This window comes from Streptomyces sp. CNT372, from assembly GCF_000377145.1.
The window spans coordinates 226983-243331 of the sequence record NZ_KB897782.1; the positions used below are offsets into that span (position 1 = coordinate 226983).

The 16349-nt window shown below is 74.0% G+C and carries 15 protein-coding genes; 8 read left to right on the forward strand and 7 right to left on the reverse strand.

Annotated features, from left to right (window positions below):
* Positions 1–7 precede the first annotated feature (7 nt).
* Genes C593_RS0116145 through C593_RS0116160 form a run of 4 tightly spaced genes read right to left on the reverse strand, consistent with a single transcriptional unit; the run spans position 8 to position 4380 of the window.
* A complete protein-coding gene (locus tag C593_RS0116145; protein WP_078521583.1) occupies positions 8–787 on the reverse strand; it encodes a CDP-alcohol phosphatidyltransferase family protein in 780 nt (259 codons plus the stop codon).
* Positions 765–1826, reverse strand: coding sequence for an iron-containing alcohol dehydrogenase family protein (locus tag C593_RS0116150; RefSeq protein ID WP_018848340.1), 1062 nt, complete (start codon positions 1824–1826; stop codon positions 765–767). The genes C593_RS0116145 and C593_RS0116150 overlap by 23 nt, the downstream gene beginning before the upstream one ends.
* Complete coding sequence (locus tag C593_RS0116155; RefSeq protein WP_018848341.1) at positions 1814–2563, reverse strand: phosphocholine cytidylyltransferase family protein; 750 nt, start codon at positions 2561–2563, stop codon at positions 1814–1816. The genes C593_RS0116150 and C593_RS0116155 overlap by 13 nt, the downstream gene beginning before the upstream one ends.
* Complete coding sequence (locus tag C593_RS0116160; protein WP_026277746.1) at positions 2560–4380, reverse strand: CDP-alcohol phosphatidyltransferase family protein; 1821 nt, start codon at positions 4378–4380, stop codon at positions 2560–2562. The genes C593_RS0116155 and C593_RS0116160 overlap by 4 nt, the downstream gene beginning before the upstream one ends.
* Before the next feature lie 328 nt (positions 4381–4708).
* Between C593_RS0116160 and galE the strand changes: the two genes are divergently transcribed.
* The 4 genes from galE to idi all read left to right on the forward strand — a co-directional run bounded on the left by galE (position 4709) and on the right by idi (position 9098).
* Positions 4709–5692: a UDP-glucose 4-epimerase GalE gene (gene galE / locus C593_RS0116165; RefSeq protein ID WP_018848343.1), complete on the forward strand. Its 984-nt coding sequence runs from the start codon at positions 4709–4711 to the stop codon at positions 5690–5692.
* A gap of 189 nt (positions 5693–5881) precedes the next feature.
* Positions 5882–6817: a cation diffusion facilitator family transporter gene (locus C593_RS0116170; protein WP_018848344.1), complete on the forward strand. Its 936-nt coding sequence runs from the start codon at positions 5882–5884 to the stop codon at positions 6815–6817.
* Between the two features lie 261 nt (positions 6818–7078).
* Positions 7079–8371, forward strand: coding sequence for a GNAT family N-acetyltransferase (locus tag C593_RS0116175; RefSeq protein ID WP_018848345.1), 1293 nt, complete (start codon positions 7079–7081; stop codon positions 8369–8371).
* Between the two features lie 133 nt (positions 8372–8504).
* The gene (gene idi / locus C593_RS0116180) at positions 8505–9098 is read left to right on the forward strand and encodes an isopentenyl-diphosphate Delta-isomerase (protein ID WP_018848346.1); all 594 of its coding nucleotides are present in this window, start codon (positions 8505–8507) and stop codon (positions 9096–9098) included.
* Between the two features lie 49 nt (positions 9099–9147).
* On the opposite strand, the gene C593_RS0116185 is transcribed toward idi, so the two are convergent.
* A complete protein-coding gene (locus C593_RS0116185) occupies positions 9148–9624 on the reverse strand; it encodes an ATP-binding protein (RefSeq protein ID WP_018848347.1) in 477 nt (158 codons plus the stop codon).
* Between the two features lie 318 nt (positions 9625–9942).
* On the opposite strand from C593_RS0116185, the gene C593_RS0116190 reads away from it, so the two are divergent.
* From C593_RS0116190 to C593_RS0116205, 4 genes are all read left to right on the forward strand, one after another.
* Positions 9943–10707 (forward strand): enoyl-CoA hydratase/isomerase family protein, encoded by a 765-nt coding sequence (locus C593_RS0116190; RefSeq protein ID WP_018848348.1) that lies wholly within the window; start codon positions 9943–9945, stop codon positions 10705–10707.
* A gap of 160 nt (positions 10708–10867) precedes the next feature.
* Positions 10868–11731, forward strand: a complete 864-nt coding sequence (locus C593_RS0116195) for an SCO6745 family protein (RefSeq protein WP_018848349.1) — start codon at positions 10868–10870, stop codon at positions 11729–11731.
* 248 nt (positions 11732–11979) lie between these two features.
* On the forward strand, positions 11980–12114 hold the full coding sequence (locus C593_RS33825) for an LPFR motif small protein (protein ID WP_018848350.1): 135 nt from the start codon (positions 11980–11982) through the stop codon (positions 12112–12114).
* A 129-nt stretch (positions 12115–12243) separates the two neighbouring features.
* Positions 12244–14652 (forward strand): Tex family protein, encoded by a 2409-nt coding sequence (locus C593_RS0116205; RefSeq protein ID WP_018848351.1) that lies wholly within the window; start codon positions 12244–12246, stop codon positions 14650–14652.
* A gap of 67 nt (positions 14653–14719) precedes the next feature.
* Here the strand turns inward: C593_RS0116205 and C593_RS0116210 are convergent, their stop codons facing one another.
* Both C593_RS0116210 and C593_RS0116215 read right to left on the reverse strand, forming a co-directional pair.
* Positions 14720–15013 (reverse strand): hypothetical protein, encoded by a 294-nt coding sequence (locus C593_RS0116210; RefSeq protein WP_018848352.1) that lies wholly within the window; start codon positions 15011–15013, stop codon positions 14720–14722.
* Between the two features lie 59 nt (positions 15014–15072).
* Entirely contained in the window at positions 15073–16221 is a 1149-nt protein-coding gene (locus tag C593_RS0116215) for a helix-turn-helix domain-containing protein (protein WP_018848353.1), read from the reverse strand.
* Between the last annotated feature and the right edge of the window lie 128 nt (positions 16222–16349).

The window sequence follows — 16349 nt, forward strand, 5'->3', positions numbered from 1 at the left end:
GGTGAGGTCACTTCAGCCTGCTCGACGCGAGGATCGAGACCAGGTGGAGCACGGTCTGGAGCAGGGCGATCCCGGCCAGCACGGCGACGCCGAGGCGGGAGAAGAACAGGTCGTCGCGGACCGCGTCGGCGATCGCGAGGACGAGGATCAGCAGGGACGCCTCGATGCCGAGGATCAGCCGGTGGAACTTGAGCGCACCGGCGGCCCGGCGGGCCAGCGCCATCCCGGAGGAGCGCGGCTCCGAGGCGGACTCCTTGACCGGCGGCAGCCCGCCCTGGTGCCGGGCGACGCCGACGAGGTCGGTCTCCGCCTTGATCAGGATGGCGCCGAGGGCGGCCAGGGTGCCGAGGAAGGCCCACAGCCAGTCGATGCGCCCGGGGCCCCACAGGTCGGCCGCCCGCAGACCGAAGCCGGTGAGGACCGCCGCGTCGCACAGGTACGCGCCGACCCGGTCCAGGTAGACACCGCCGAGGGAGAACTGCTTCTTCCAGCGGGCGACCTCGCCGTCCACGCAGTCCAGGAGCAGGTAGAGCTGCACCATGACGACGCCGAGCACCGCGCCCCAGATCCCCGGGATCAGCAGGGCCGGGGCGGCGAGGGCGCCGCACAGGGTCATCACGTAGGTGAGCTGGTTGGGCGTGACCTTGGTGGTGACCAGGAGCCGGGTGATCCGGAGGGAGACCTCCCGCATGTACAGGCGGCCGCCCCAGTGTTCTCCGCTACGCCGGTCCTTCACACCCGCCGGGTGCACGACCGGGCGGAGTTCAGCTACTGATGGTCTTGGCATAGTCGGCGTACGCGTCCCTGATCTGGTCGGTGGTGAGGTCGAGGTGCTCCAGGACGGTGAACCGTCCGGGGCGGGTCTGCGGTGCGTACTCCACGGCGCGCACGAACTCCTCCGCGGTGAAGCCCAGTTCCCGCGGCAGCACGGGCAGGCCGTGGCGGCGCAGCACCCCCGCGAAGAGGGCGGCCTGCTCGGGGGCGCCGCGCAGGTGCATGGCGAAGGCTGCGCCGAGGCCGACCTGCTCGCCGTGGCTGGCGGCCCGCGTGGGGTGGAGCAGGTCGAAGGCGTGGCTGATCTCGTGGCAGGCGCCGGAGGAGGGCCGGGAGTCGCCGCTGATGGACATGGCGATCCCGGACAGGACCAGGGCCTCGGCGAGCACGGTCAGGAACTCGTCGTCGCCGACCCCGCCGGGGTGGCGGAGCACCGACTCGCCGGCGCTGCGGCCCATGGCCGCGGCCAGGCCGTCGACGGGCTCGCCGGTGACGCGGTGGGACAGCTCCCAGTCGGCGATGGCGGAGATGTTGGAGATCGCGTCGCCGATGCCGGAGCGGACGAAGCGGACCGGGGCCTCGCGGATCACGTCGAGGTCGATGACGATCGCGATCGGCGTGGGGACACCGTAGGAGCCGCGGCCGTTGTCGTTGTCCAGGGTGGAGATCGGCGAGCAGAGGCCGTCGTGGGAGAGGTTGGTCGCGACGGCGACCAGGGGCAGCCCCACCCGGGCCGCGGAGTACTTCGCCACGTCGATGATCTTGCCGCCGCCGAGGGCGACGACCGCGTCGTAGCGGCTGCCGCGGATCTCGTCGGCGAGGCGGACGGCCGCGTCGATGGTGCCGCCGTTCACCTCGTACCAGTCGGCGCCGGGCAGCAGGGGGGCCAGGCGCTCGCGCAGGGCGGCGCCGGAGCCGTTGCTGACCGCGCAGGCGATCCGGCCGGAGGGCGAGATCCGCTGGTCGGCGAGGAGGGGGCCGAGGTCGTCGAGGGCGCCCGCCCGGATGTCGACGACGACCGGGGAGGGGATGAGCCGGGTCAGTACTGGCACGCGATCTCACGGCCCTTCGCGAGGTCGTCGTGGTTGTCGATCTCCACCCACGCGACCTCGCCGATGGGGGCCACGTCGACGGTGAAGCCGCGGTCGACCAGCTCCTGGTAGCCGTCCTCGTAGTAGAGGTCGGGGTCGCGCTCGAAGGTGGTCCTCAGCGCGTCGGCCAGGTCGGCGGCGGCTTCGGGCTCGATGAGGGTGACGCCGATGTACTCGCCGGTGGCGGTGGCCGGGTCCATGAGCTTGGTGATCCGGGTGACGCCCTTGCCGGGCTCGGTGACGACCTTCATCTCCTCGTCGGCGAGGGACTTCACCGTGTCGAGGGCGAGGATGATCCGCTTCCCGTCACCGCGCGCGGCGAGCAGGGACTTCTCGACGGAGACCGGGTGGACCGTGTCGCCGTTGGCGAGGATCACGCCCCGGGCGAGGACGTCACGGGCGCACCACAGGGAGTAGGCGTTGTTCCACTCCTCGGCCTTGTCGTTGTCGATGAGGGTCAGCTCGATGCCGTACTTGGCCTCCAGGGCGGCCTTGCGCTCGTAGACGGCCTCCTTGCGGTAGCCGACGACGACGGCGGCCTCGGTGAGGCCGATCTCGGCGAAGTTGCCGAGGGTGAGGTCGAGGACGGTCAGCGAGCCGTCGCCCTCGGGGTCCACGGGCACGAGGGCCTTGGGGAGGGTGTCGGTGTAGGGGCGCAGACGCCGTCCGGCACCGGCTGCGAGTACGAGGCCGATCATGCGGGTTCTCCTTCGTCGTGTACGGCGGGTGCACCCCGCTTGTGGGCCGACACCCAGAAGCGGATGCTCTCGGCGAGCACCACGAGCGCGACGAGCACGGCGAGGGCCGTCAGCGCGAGGGTGAAGTCGTCCGGGCCGAGCAGGAACGCCAGGAGCGCCACGGCCAGAGCCCGCCCCTCGTGCCCGCCGACCGCGCGCACCAGCCACCGCGGCGGCGCGCCCGTGCCGCCGCGGATGCGGTACACGGTGTCGTAGTGATGGTAGGCGACGGCCGCGACCAGCCCGAACGCCGCCGGGAGGGCTCCGGGCACGTCCGCGCGGGCGGCCAGCACCAGCACCGTGCCGTACTCGGCGGCCCGGAAGACCGGGGGCACCAGCCAGTCCAGGGCGCCGGTCAGCGGGCGGGCGACGGCGAGGCCGGAGGTGACGCAGTACACCAGTGCGGCGACCACGGTCCAGGGCGAGCCGTACCCGGCGAGGGCGGCCGTGAGGACGAGGGCGGCGGCTCCGGCGACGGCCGCGGCGAGCGGGGCGGGGCCCGGCAGGCGGCGGGCGAACGTACCGGTGGCGCGGGCGAGGGCGCCGGCGGCCGGACCGGAGTCGGCGAGGTCCGCGAGGGCCTGCGCGGCCCGCTCGGTGCGGGTGGCCCGCCGGGTCAGGGAGCGCAGCACCCGTCCGGCGGTGGTGTAGCAGGCGGCGAAGGCGCATCCGACCAGCAGGGCGAGGAAGACGATCCGGGGGGTGGTGAACGCGGTGAGCACGGCGATCATGGCCCAGCGTTCGCCGATGGGCAGCACGATCATGCGGCGCACCCAGACCGTCCAGCCGACGTCGTCCAGGCGGCTGGAGAGGGCGGCGGTGGGGCTGGTGTTGGCGGTGGCGTCGTGGTTCGCCTCGTTGAAGGAGAAGTCGACCACGTGCCGGCAGGTCTGGAGGACCATCGCGCCCAGCGCGAGGGCCCAGACGTCGTCCCCGCCACGGGCGGCGCCGAGGGCGAGGCCCGCGTAGTAGGCGTACTCCTTGGCGCGGTCGAAGGTGGCGTCGAGCCAGGCGCCGAGGGTCGAGTACTGGAGCGAGTAGCGGGCGAGCTGCCCGTCGGCGCAGTCCAGGACGAAGGAGAGGATCAGCAGCAGGCCGGCCGCGACGAACCCGCCGCGGGTGCCGGTGGCCGCGCAGCCCGCCGCGATCAGGGCGGTGAGCAGCGAGGCGGTGGTGACCTGGTTGGGGGTCAGGCCCCGGCGCGCGCACCAGCGGGCGAGGTAGCGCGAGTAGGGGCTGATGCAGAAGGTGGTGAAGAAGCCGTCGCGGGCCTTCACGGCGGAGCGCAGGCGCACGGCCTCGTCGTCGACCGCGTCGACCTCGGCCCGGACCCGGTGCCGGTCCTGGGCGTCGAGGGGGGTCCCGGCGACGAGGGTGCCCAGCTCGGGGCGGTGCACGGCGGTGCCGGAGGCCTCCAGGGCGCCGGCGACCTCGTCCACGGGCAGTCCGGCCCCGGTGGCCGCCCCGGCGGGGACCGTCGCGGAGACCGAGCGCACGGCGCCGGCGAGCGCGGCGCGGGCGGCGGGCTGCGCGCTCAGCGCGCCCGTCACGGCGGCGGCCGGGAAGCGGGGGTCGGTCAGGGCGAGGCGCAGCGCGTGGACGTGCCCGACGAACCGGGAGTCGACCAGGGCCACTCGCTGCGGTGCGGGGACGGCCGCCAGCAGGGCGGCGGCCTCCTCGGGCCCGGCGGCCAACTGGACGTCAAAGCCCAGGGACCGCAGATCGCCTTCGAGCGACGATCCGGGTACCGGGGGGCCGGTGAGGATGGCGGTCGACAGACGAACCCACTCCTTGGAACGGACAGTGCGTGGCCGCGCACGGCCTGTCCCGGGGCCCGGGCGGCGCGCGTCGGCAGAGGCTATCGGACGAGCGGAAGCGGGAATTCATCGGCCGTTCAGGCCGGGGGGCCCGCGGGGGTCATCATTGTCGATGATCACCCCGGGCTCCAAACCTGGGTCCGGACCGGGGTCAGGACCCGGGCCCATGGCGGGCCGGGACGTGGGCGGGGCCGGGGCGGGCCGGGATGTGGGGGCCGGGCCGGAGGCGGGCCCGGACCGGGCGGAAGGCGGGCCCGGTCGCCGGGACCCGGGCCTTAGGGTGGCCGTCATGACGTGGCTGATCACAGGCGGAGCGGGATACATCGGCGCCCATGTGGCGCATGCCATGACGGCGGCCGGGGAGCGGGTGGTCGTCCTGGACGACCTGTCCTCGGGCCTGCCGGGGCGGCTGCCCGCCGGGGTGCCCCTGGTGCGCGGCTCGGTCCTGGACAAGGAGCTGGTGGCGGGCGTCCTCGCGGGCGACGACATCACGGGTGTGGTGCATCTCGCGGCCCGGAAGCAGGTCGGGGAGTCCGTCGAGCACCCGCTGCAGTACTACCGGGAGAACGTGCACGGGCTGACCGTACTGCTGGAGGCGGTCGTGGAGGCCGGGGTGCCGCGCTTCCTCTTCTCCTCCTCCGCCGCCGTGTACGGGGTGCCGGACACCGCCCTGGTGCCGGAGAGCGCGCCGTGCCGGCCGATCAACCCCTACGGCGAGACCAAGCTCACCGGCGAGTGGCTGGTCCGGGCCACCGGCCGGGCGCACGGGCTGACCACGGCCTGTCTGCGCTACTTCAACGTCGCGGGCTCGGCCTCCCCCGAGCTGTCCGACACTGGGGTGTTCAACATCATCCCGATGTTCTTCGACCGGCTGACCCGGGGCGAGGCCCCGAGGATCTTCGGCGCGGACTACCCGACCCCGGACGGCACCTGTGTCCGCGACTACATCCATGTCGCGGACCTGGCCGACGCGCATCTGGCGGTGGCCCGGCGGCTGGCCGCACCCGGCGCCTCCGGCGATCTGACGGTGAACATCGGGCGCGGGGTCGGCGTCTCGGTGCGCGAGCTGGCGGACCTGGTGGGCGAGGTCACGGGCCGTGCGACCGAACCGGTGGTCGAGGCGCGCCGCCCGGGGGACGCGGCCCAGGCGGTGGCGGCGGTGGACCGGATCGCCCGGGAACTCGGCTGGACGGCCGGCCGGGGGGTGCGGGAGATGGTGTCCTCGGCTTGGGAGGGCTGGCTGCTGCGGCACCCGGAGGCGGCGGTGCGCTGACGGCCGGCCGGGGCGCCCGCCGGGTGGACCGCACAGCCGTCCGATGATCGTGCACCCGCTCTGACCTGCAAGCATTTCCGCAGGTCAGAGCATATGACAACGGTGTTCAGTACCGTGTTGACCATACCCCCCACCCGTAGTTCACTGAGGTCGTCGGCAGGTCCGGAACGATCACACGGGAGGCACCTCATGGGGGCTGGGCACGATCACGGGCACACGCACGGGCCCCCGTCCGGCACCGCCTCGGCGGCCCATGCCGGACGTCTGCGCGTCGCCTTCGCGATCACGCTCGGTGTGATGGTGCTGGAGATCGTCGGCGGTGTGCTCTCGGGGTCGCTGGCCCTGATCGCGGACGCGGCGCACATGGCGACCGACGCCCTCGGTCTGGGCATGGCCCTGCTGGCGATCCACTTCGCCAACCGCCCGCCCAGCGGCAACCGCACCTTCGGCCTCGCCCGGGCGGAGATCCTGGCCGCGCTCGCCAACTGCCTGCTGCTGCTGGGCGTGGGCGGCTTCCTGCTCTTCGAGGCGGTCGAGCGGTTCATCAGCCCGACCCAGCCCAAGAGCGGTCTGGCCATCGCCTTCGCCCTCGTCGGCCTGGCCGCCAACATGGTCTCCCTCTCGCTGCTGGTGCGCGGCCAGAAGGAGAGCCTGAACGTCCGGGGCGCCTATCTGGAGGTCCTGGCGGACACATTGGGCTCGGTCACCGTGCTGGTCTCCGCGACGATCGTGCTGACCACCGGCTGGTCCTACGCGGACCCGATCGCCTCCCTGGTCATCGGCCTGATGATCGTCCCCCGGACCCTGCGGCTGCTGCGCGAGACCCTGAACGTACTGCTGGAGGCGGCCCCCGAGGGCGTGGACATGGCCGAGGTGCGCGAGCACATGCTGGACCTGCCCGGGGTGGAGGACGTGCACGACCTGCACGCGTGGACGATCACCTCCGGGATGCCGGTCCTCTCCGCGCACGTGGTGGTCAGCCAGGAGGTCCTGGACGCGGTGGGGCACGAGAAGCTGCTGCACGAGCTCCAGTGCTGCCTCGGGGACCACTTCGACGTCGAGCACTGCACCTTCCAGCTGGAGCCGGCCGGTCACGCGGCGCACGAGGCGGGACTCTGTCACTGAGACCGGGGACGGATTGCTAGGGTTGACGGCCGGGGCGCGGATCGCGCCCCGGCCGAGCCGTGCGGGCCGTACCGGTGGTACGACCCCTCCCCGAGGAGCTGAGTCGATGACTGTCGCCGTCATCGCTGCCGAGCGCAGCGCCCGGTCCGTCACCGACTTCCGGGCTTCCGGCCGATCCTGATTCCGGCCGGCCCCCTCGGACGCGCTCCGAAGCGGCCGCCCGTGTCGGCGGGAGCCCGACCTCGATCAAGGGTCTCCACGTTGTCCGACAACACCACGCACGACTCGCACGACTTCTCCGACGACGCCTCCGGCGAGGCGTTCCGCGACGCCTTCTTCGCCCTGCACCACGGTCTGCCGCGGCAGGGCCCCGGCAGCGACGCCACCACCCGGCTCCTGCTGGCCGCCGCCCGCCCGCTGCCCGAGCGGCCGCGGGTGCTCGACCTGGGCTGCGGTCCGGGCCGTTCCGCCCTGCTGCTGGCCGCCGAGGCCGGGGCCCGGGTCACCGCGGTCGATCTGCACCGGCCGTTCCTCAACGAGCTGCGGCGGGCCGCCGGCGCCCGGGGCCTGGGCGACGCCGTCACCACCCTCGAAGCCGACATGGGCGCGCCGCCCTTCCCGGACGGCGCCTTCGACGCCGTCTGGGCGGAGAGCTCGGCGTACGCGATCGGCTTCGACAGGGCCCTGGCGAGCTGGCGGCGCCTGCTCGCGCCGGGCGGCTCCCTCGTCCTCACCGAGTGCGAATGGACCGTCCCGGAGCCCTCGGCACCGGCCCGGGCCTTCTGGGACGCGCACTACCCGCTGCGTACCACGGCGGCGAACTGCGCGGCGGTCTCGGCCGCCGGGTACACGATCCGGGCGGTGCACCGGCAGCCTGAGAGCGACTGGGACGCCTACTACGGGCCGCTCGCCGCACGCGCGGACGCGGCCGACCCCGGCGCTCCCGGTATGGCCGGGGCGCTGGCCGCGACGCGGGCGGAACTCGCCATGCGCCGCGACCACGGCACCGAGTACGGCTACACCGGCTATGTGTGCGCGCCGGCCGATCCGCGCTGGCGCACCCGCCCCGGGACGGCGGCCGACCTCGCGGCGATCCGCGCGGTCACCGCGGCCGCCTTCGGCACGACGGCCGAGGCCGATCTCGTGGACGCCCTCCGCGAGGACCCGGACGCCTGGCTGCCGGAGCTGTCGTACGTCGCGGAGGCGCCGGACGGCTCCGTGGCGGCGTACGCCCTGCTGACCCGCTGCCGGGTGGGCGACGCGCCCGCGCTGGCGCTGGCCCCGGTGGCGACCGCGCCCCGTCTCCAGCGGCAGGGTGCCGGGCAGGCGGTGGTCCGGGCGGTGCTGGACGCGGCGCGGGCGCGCGGCGAACGCCTGGTCGTGGTCCTGGGCCATCCGGAGTACTACCCCCGGTTCGGTTTCGAACGGGCGTCCGCGTACGGAATCCGGCCGTCTTTCGCGGTGCCGGACGAGGCGCTGATGGCCCTGGTCCTGGACGGATCGGCCGAGGTCCCGGGCGGCACGATCCGCTATCCCGCGGCCTTCGGCGTCTGACGGTGCGTCCGCCCCGCGGCCCCGGGCGGGGCCGCGGGGCGGACATACCCGTGGCCGAAGTGCGGAGAAGGCCCTTCTTTGCGGCAGACTGGGCCGGGCTCCCCAGGGCCGAGGAACGATGCGAAGGATGGTTATGCCGATCACACCAGCCACCGAGGCGAACAGCTCGTCGAACGGCACCGCGCCCGCGATCCTGCTCGAACTCGTCGACGAGCAGGGCAACACCATCGGCACCGCGGAGAAGCTGGACGCCCACCGCGCCCCGGGCAAGCTGCACCGCGCGTTCTCCGTCTTCCTCTTCGACGAGCACGGGCGGCTGCTGATCCAGCGGCGGGCGGCGGGCAAGTACCACTCCCCCGGCGTCTGGTCGAACACCTGCTGCGGCCACCCGTACCCGGGCGAGGCGCCGTTCGCGGCGGCGGCCCGCCGGACGTACGAGGAGCTGGGCGTGTCCCCGTCGCTGCTCGCCGAGGCGGGCACGGTGCGCTACAACCACCCGGACCCCGCGTCGGGCCTGGTGGAGCAGGAGTTCAACCACCTCTTCGTGGGCATGGTGCAGTCCGCGCCCCGGCCGGACGCGGAGGAGGTCGGCGAGACCGCGTTCGTGACGCCCGGGGAGCTGGCCGAGCGCCACGAGGCGGTGCCGTTCTCGGCCTGGTTCATGACGGTGCTGGACGCGGCGCGGCCGGCGATCCGTGAGCTGACGGGGCCGGCCGGGGGCTGGTGACCGTCCGCGGGCCGTGTCCGCCCCGGGCGCAGGCCCGGGGCGTCCTCCCTCAGAGGGGGGCGACGTCGGCGTGGAGGACGGGGGCGAGGGGCAGCTCGGCCCAGATGATCTTGCCGCCGCTCGCCGTGTTCTCCACGTCGCAGCGCCCGCCCGCCTCACGGGTGACCTCGCGCACCAGCAGCAGACCCCGGCCGCCGGTCTGGGCGGAGTCGGTCTCCAGCGCCCGGGGCCGGTAGGGGTGGTTGTCCTCGACGGACACCCGGACCCACTGCGCCCCGATCGCGACCTCGACGGCGACCTCCGGCGAGAGCAGGGCCGCGTGCCGCACGGCGTTGGTGACCAGCTCGGAGACGATCAGCAGCAGTCCCTGCACGATGTCGTCGGCGACCGGGACCCCCTGGCGGGCGAGCAGGTCCCGTACCGCACGCCGTGCCTGCGGTACGGAGACGTCGACCGCCGGGGCGGTGAAACGCCAGACCCCCTCGTACGACAGCGGCCGGGCCGGCACGCTCCCGCGGCTCTCCATAGTCACACCCTCGGCTCGTTCCCACTGACCGTCGAGCAACAAGTGTTGGGAGTCCCTTGGTCCGTACCGTGCACCTGAACAGAACTGATCGCCTTTGAGCGACATGTAACGCAATACGTATGACAGCGTCGGTTGAACGACTGGTCGAGGGGGTCTTGCGACCGTTACGCCGGGCCGATCGTTTCAGCACTCTATTTCCCGACTCCGCTGCGGATTTCCGTACTCCGTTTCCGTACCCCGCTTCCGGACACCGCTTCCGTACCCGGCTTGCGGACACTCTCTCCGGGGGCCGGACGGCGTGCCGATAGCATCCGGCGCATGGAGCACCCCGGCACCCCGCAGCCCCGGATCGTCCGCACCGTCGAGGACGGCGTCGCCACGCTGGTGATCAGCAATCCGGCGAAGCGGAACGCGATGACCACCGGGATGTGGCGCGCGGTGCCCGAACTCCTGGCGGAGTCGGCCGGCGACCCGCGGGTTCGCTCGCTGGTGCTGACCGGTGAGGGGCCGACCTTCTGCGCGGGCGCGGACATCTCCTCCCTGCGCGAGCCCGGCGAGGACCCGCAGGCCCTGGCGGTGCGGGCCGAGGAGGCCCTGGCCGCGTTCCCCAAGCCCACCCTCGCCGTGGTGCGGGGCTACTGCGTCGGCGGCGGCTGCCAGCTCGCCTCGGCCTGCGATCTGCGGTTCGCCGCCGAGGACGCGCTGTTCGGGATCACCCCGGCGAAGCTCGGGATCGTCTACCCGGCCGGCTCCACCCGCCGGCTCGCCGGGCTGGTCGGTCCGGCGGCTGCCAAGTACCTGCTCTTCTCGGGTGAGTTGATCGACAGTGTGCGCGCCCTGCGCACCGGACTGGTGGACGAGGTCCTGCCGGCGGACGAACTGGGCAAGCGGGCTGCCGAGTTCACCCGCATCCTCGGCACCCGGTCGCTGCTGACCCAGTGCGCGGCGAAGGAGTTCACGGGCGGCCGGACCGACCGCGAGGAGCACTGGTACAGGGAGGCTCGGCACAGCGGGGACACCGCCGAGGGCGTCGCGGCCTTCCTGGAGCGCCGGGCGCCGCGCTTCGGGTGGACGCCGGACTGACGAACCGGGGCGACGGGCAGGGAGCGTCGGGCCGGGCGACCGGCGGGGGCGTCGGGCCGGGACGACCGCCCGGGTGACGGGCGGGGGCGTCGGGAGGCGCCCGGGGCGGGGACCAGGGTAGGCCTGTACCCACGTACCAACCAGTCGGTAACGTGTCGCCATGACGTCTCTCCCCCCGCGTGCCGGACGCCGGTGCCACAACGCCCTGAACCCGCTGCACTCGACGGTCTACTTCTCCCCCGACCTGGGGCGCGAGCTGGCCGCCGTCGGTATCGAGGACGACAGCGCCGCCTACTTCGCCGCCCGCTCGGCCGCCATGGGCGCGGTCGGGGCCGGGGCGGTCGCCGCCACCTTCTACAACTTCAACCCCGAGCTGGTCGCACGGCACCTGCCGGCCGTGTGGGAGACGGCCTCCCCCGAGGAGGTACTCGCGGCGCGCCGGCGGGCCGCCGACACCACCCTGCGGCGGCTCCTCGGCGAGGAGACCATCGCCTCCAAGGAGCTGGCCGAGGCGGCGGCCCTGGCCCTGCACGCCACCGAGGCGTGCACCCGGCACGCCCGGCCGCTCTACGCCGCCCACGCGGACCTGCCGGCCCCGTCCGAGCCGCACCTGGCGTACTGGCACGCGGCCACGCTGCTGCGCGAGCACCGCGGTGACGCCCACCTCGCCGCGCTGCTGCTCGCGGGGCTCGACCCGCTGGAGGCCCTGGTGAGCCACACGGCGACGGGCAAGGGCATGGCACCCCGCTGGATCCTCGCCACCCGCGGCTGGCGCCGCGCCGACTGGGACGCGGCACAGAACCGCCTCCGCGACCGGGGTCTCCTGGACGCGGAGGGCGAGCTGACCGAGTCCGGCACCGCGCTGCGCGCCGAGGTGGAGGACCACACGGACCGGATGGACCTCGCCCCGTACGAGCACCTGGGCGCGGAGGGCGTCGAGCGCCTGACGGAACTGGGCCGGGGCTTCCTGCTCACCGCCTTCGCGGCGGGCGCGTTCCCCTCGGACGCGACGGGTCGGGGCTGAGGCGCGCCGCTCACGGCGCGCGGGGCGTGGGGCGCGAGGCTCCGGCCGTCCGGTCGCGGCCGGCGGGCGGGAGCACGGGGCGCCTGCGGAAGATCGGCGCGCGGGTTTCGGCCGCACGGGGCGGCCGGGCGCGGGCGGCCGGGCGCGGGCGCGCGGGGCACGTGCGGAAGATCGGGGCGCGGGGCGGTTTCGGGAGGCCGGGGGCGGCAAGCCGGAAGGCACGGATCCCTACACAGGAGGTGGCACCCATGTTCCGCGCCATCGCAGACGCACTACGCACCGTCGGCTCGGCGATCGCCACCGTGGTGACCCTGCCCTTCCGGCTGCTCGCCAAGCTCTTCGGCGGGGCCTCGCGCGGCGGTGGCCGCGCCCGCCGGGTCTGATCCCGCCCCGCGCGGGTCCGCACGGCACACCGTGCGGACCCGCGGGCACCGGGGCGCGACATCGCCCGCGGTCACCCGGCAGAATGCAGGCTCAAGCACAGCCAGCACGAGAAGGCGAGTCGGGAAACCGTGACCACGTCCATCGAAGGCAGGATCGCCGAGGAACTCGGCGTACGCGAGCGGCAGGTGAAGGCGGCCGTCGAGCTGCTCGACGGCGGGTCGACCGTGCCGTTCATCGCGCGCTACCGCAAGGAAGCGACCGAGATGCTCGACGACGCGCAGCTCCGCACCCTGGAGGAGCGGCTGCGCTATCTGCGTGAGCTGGAGGAGCGGCGGTCCTCGGTCCTGGACTCGGTCCGGGAGCAGGGCACGCTGACCGAGGAGCTGGAGGCGCGGATCAGGGCCGCCGAGACCAAGGCGCGCCTGGAGGACATCTATCTGCCGTTCAAGCCCAAGCGGCGCACCAAGGCACAGATCGCCCGGGAGGCCGGGCTCGAACCGCTGGCCGAGGGGCTGCTCGGCGACCCGTCCGTCGAACCCCTGGCCGCTGCGGCCGCGTTCGTCGACGCGGAGAAGGGCGTCGCGGACCCGGCGGCCGCCCTGGAGGGCGCCCGCGCCATCCTGACGGAACGCTTCTCCGAGGACGCCGACCTCATCGGCGAGCTGCGCGAGCGCATGTGGACCCGTGGCCGGCTGGCCGCGAAGGTGCGTGAGGGCAAGGAGGAGGCGGGCGCCAAGTTCGCCGACTACTTCGACTTCGCGGAGGGCTTCACCGACCTCCCCTCGCACCGGGTGCTGGCCATGTTCCGGGGTGAGAAGGAGGAGGTCCTCGACCTCGTCCTGGAGCCCGGGGAGCCGGTGGAGGGCCCGTCCTCCTACGAGGGGATCGTCGCCTCCCGCTTCGGCATCGCCCAGCGGGGGCGGCCGGGCGACAAGTGGCTCGGCGACACCGTCCGCTGGGCGTGGCGCACCCGGATCCTCGTCCACCTCGGGATCGACCTGCGGCTGCGGCTGCGCACGGCGGCCGAGGACGAGGCGGTGCGCGTCTTCGCGGCGAACCTGCGCGATCTGCTGCTCGCCGCTCCGGCCGGTACCCGCGCCACCCTCGGCCTGGACCCCGGTTTCCGGACCGGGGTGAAGGTGGCGGTCGTGGACGCGACGGGCAAGGTGGTGGCCACCGACGTGATCCACCCGCACGTCCCGGCGAACCGCTGGGACGAGGCGCTGGCGAAGCTGGCGCGGCTGGCGAAGGAGCACGCGGTCGAGCTGGTCGCCATCGGCAACGGGACGGCATCCCGCGAGACGGACAAGCTCGCGGGCGACCTGATCGCCCGGCACCCGGAGCTGAACCTGACCAAGGTGATGGTCTCGGAGGCGGGCGCCTCGGTGTACTCGGCGTCCGCGTTCGCCTCGCAGGAACTGCCCTCGCTGGACGTGTCGTTGCGCGGCGCGGTGTCGATCGCCCGCCGTCTCCAGGACCCGCTGGCGGAGCTGGTGAAGATCGACCCGAAGTCGATCGGCGTCGGCCAGTACCAGCACGACCTGTCCGAGGTGAAGCTGTCCCGCTCGCTGGACGCGGTCGTCGAGGACTGTGTGAACGGCGTCGGCGTGGACGTCAACACCGCCTCCGCCCCGCTGCTGGCCCGGGTCTCCGGCATCGGCGCGGGCCTCGCCGAGAACATCGTGGCGCACCGGGACAGCAACGGCCCGTTCCGTTCGCGCAGGGCCCTCAAGGACGTGGCCCGGCTCGGCCCGAAGGCGTACGAGCAGTGCGCGGGCTTCCTGCGCATCCGGGGCGGCGACGACCCGCTGGACGCGTCCAGCGTGCACCCCGAGGCCTACCCCGTGGTGCGGCGGATGGTGAAGGAGAGCGGCGGGGAGGTCGCGGCGCTGATCGGCAACACCGCGGTGCTGCGGTCGCTGCGCCCTGACGCCTTCGTGGACGAGACCTTCGGTCTGCCGACGGTGACGGACATCCTGCGCGAGCTGGAGAAGCCGGGCCGGGACCCGCGGCCGGCGTTCCGGACCGCGACCTTCAAGGACGGCGTGGAGAAGATCGGCGACCTGGCCTCCGGGATGGTGCTGGAGGGCGTGGTGACGAACGTGGCCGCGTTCGGCGCGTTCGTGGACGTGGGCGTCCACCAGGACGGTCTGGTGCATGTGTCGGCGATGTCGAAGACCTTCGTCAAGGACCCGCGCGATGTGGTGAAGCCGGGTGACGTGGTGAAGGTGAAGGTCCTGGACGTGGACATCCCGCGCAAGCGGATCTCTCTGACGCTGCGGCTGGACGACGACGCCTCGGCGCCGGCGCAGTCCCAGGGCGGTGGCGCCCCGCGCCGTGAGCGTGGCGGGCGTCCGCCGCAGCAGCGGCAGGGCGGCGGCGCGGGCGGCCGTGGTGGTGGCGGGCGCGGCGGCGCCGGTGGCTCCGGTGGCGGCAACGGCCGTCCGGCCGCGGCCCCGGCCAACAGCGCCATGGCGGACGCCCTCCGCAAGGCGGGCCTCCTCGGCGGCGAGCAGGGCGGCGGCCGCCGGCGCTGAGCGGAACCCCGGGGCGCCGGCCCCCACGCGCTGCGCGTGGGGGCCGGCGTCTGTGTGTGAGGGACCGTCAGTGGTAGCGCTGGAGGTAGTAGGTGAAGGTGCCGGCCTTCTGGCAGCGCAGCACCCAGGGCGTGGACAGCTCCAGCCGCGCCTTCTCCCCGGCGCAGGTGAAGGACGTCCGGTAGGTGCCGATGGTCCGCCAGGAGGCGGCTGCCCCCACCTCTGCGGCGGCCACCCGCTCCACCGCGGTGCCCGGGGCCGTGCTGGTGGCGGCGTAGGCGCCGGCGGGGGCGGCCAGTCCGACCAGGGCGGCCGCGGCGACGGCGCCACCGGCCAGGCGGAGGCCGAGCCTGCTCTTCATCACGGGGGTCCTTCCGTTCGGTGCCGAGGTCCGTGTGACCGTTGTCGGCGTGACGGTCGTCAGCCTGCCGGAACCGGGGAGCCGCGTCCTTGACCGGCGGCGACGGGCCGTTGACTCTCCGCGCCGCGCTCGGAGCCGCGCCCGGCGCCGCGCTCGGAGCCACGTTCCGCGCCGCGCCCGGAGCCGTGATCCGCGCCGGGATCCCCGCCGGCCCGGCGCGTCGTGGACGCCCGCAGGGACGACCGCCGGAAGTCGCTCGGGGTGGTGCCGTACGCGGCCTGGAAGGCCCGGCTGAAGTGGGCGGCGGCGGTGAAGCCCCAGCGGGCGGCGACCGCGTGGACCGGGGTGCCCAGCAGTGCCGGGTCGGCGAGGTCGCGGCGGGCGCGCGCCAGCCGCTGGCGCCGGATCAGGCCCGCCACCGTCTCCTGCTCGCCCTCGAAGAGGCGGTGCAGCTGGCGGGTGGACAGGTGGTGGGCGGCGGCGACCGTGCCGGGGGTCAGCGCGGGGTCGTGCAGATGACGCTGGATATGGGCCCGGATCGCACGGACCTGGTTCCGGTTCCTGGTGCGCTCGGGAAGTCCGGCCTCCGCGTCCGTCTCCTGGGCGACCATTCCCGCTACGAGATCGACGAGCACGGTGCCGAGGCGGGAGGCGTCCTCCTGCCGGTACGAGCCGTCGTCCTCGGTGAGCCGCACCAGGAACTGGGTGACCATCGCGCCGAAGCCCCGGGTGCCGGACAGCCGGCGTCCGACGAGCCGGTCCACTCCCGATCGCCGGGGGCTCGGCAGCAGCACCTTCGGGATCTCCACCCCGACCCCGACGACCGGCGCGCGTTCGTCACCGGAGTCGACGTAGAAGGGGCGCGAGGTGTCGAGGAAGTAGAGGTCGTGGGCCCCGTGGGTGCTGCGTTCCTCGGCGTGGTCGACCCGCAGGGAGCCGCTGCCGGGCAGCACCAGCGTCAGGTGGTAGCGCTCCGGGTCCGAGCGGCGGATATGCCGCGAAGTGCGCCGGTAGCCGCAGGAGTTGGCGGTCAGAGGCCATACGGACACCGCGTCCAGCCACATCATCTGCTGGTGGGCGTGGAAGTCGCCGGCATGGACGCTGAGCGTGTCCAGCGGGGCCAGGGTCCGCCCCATGCACTCGCGCCACGCGTCGAACCGGTCCCCTCGCGCCATGTCCTCGGTCTGGAACACGGTCTCCAGTAACACGTCCGCTCCCCCGTTTCCCGCTACCCGGCGCCGCCGGTGACGGCGGCGGCCACGGGTGGAGCCCCTGGTGCCCGGCGGCCCCTCCCGCCTGTCGTGTCCCTTCCACGGTGGCGGTCGACCGCCCCCTC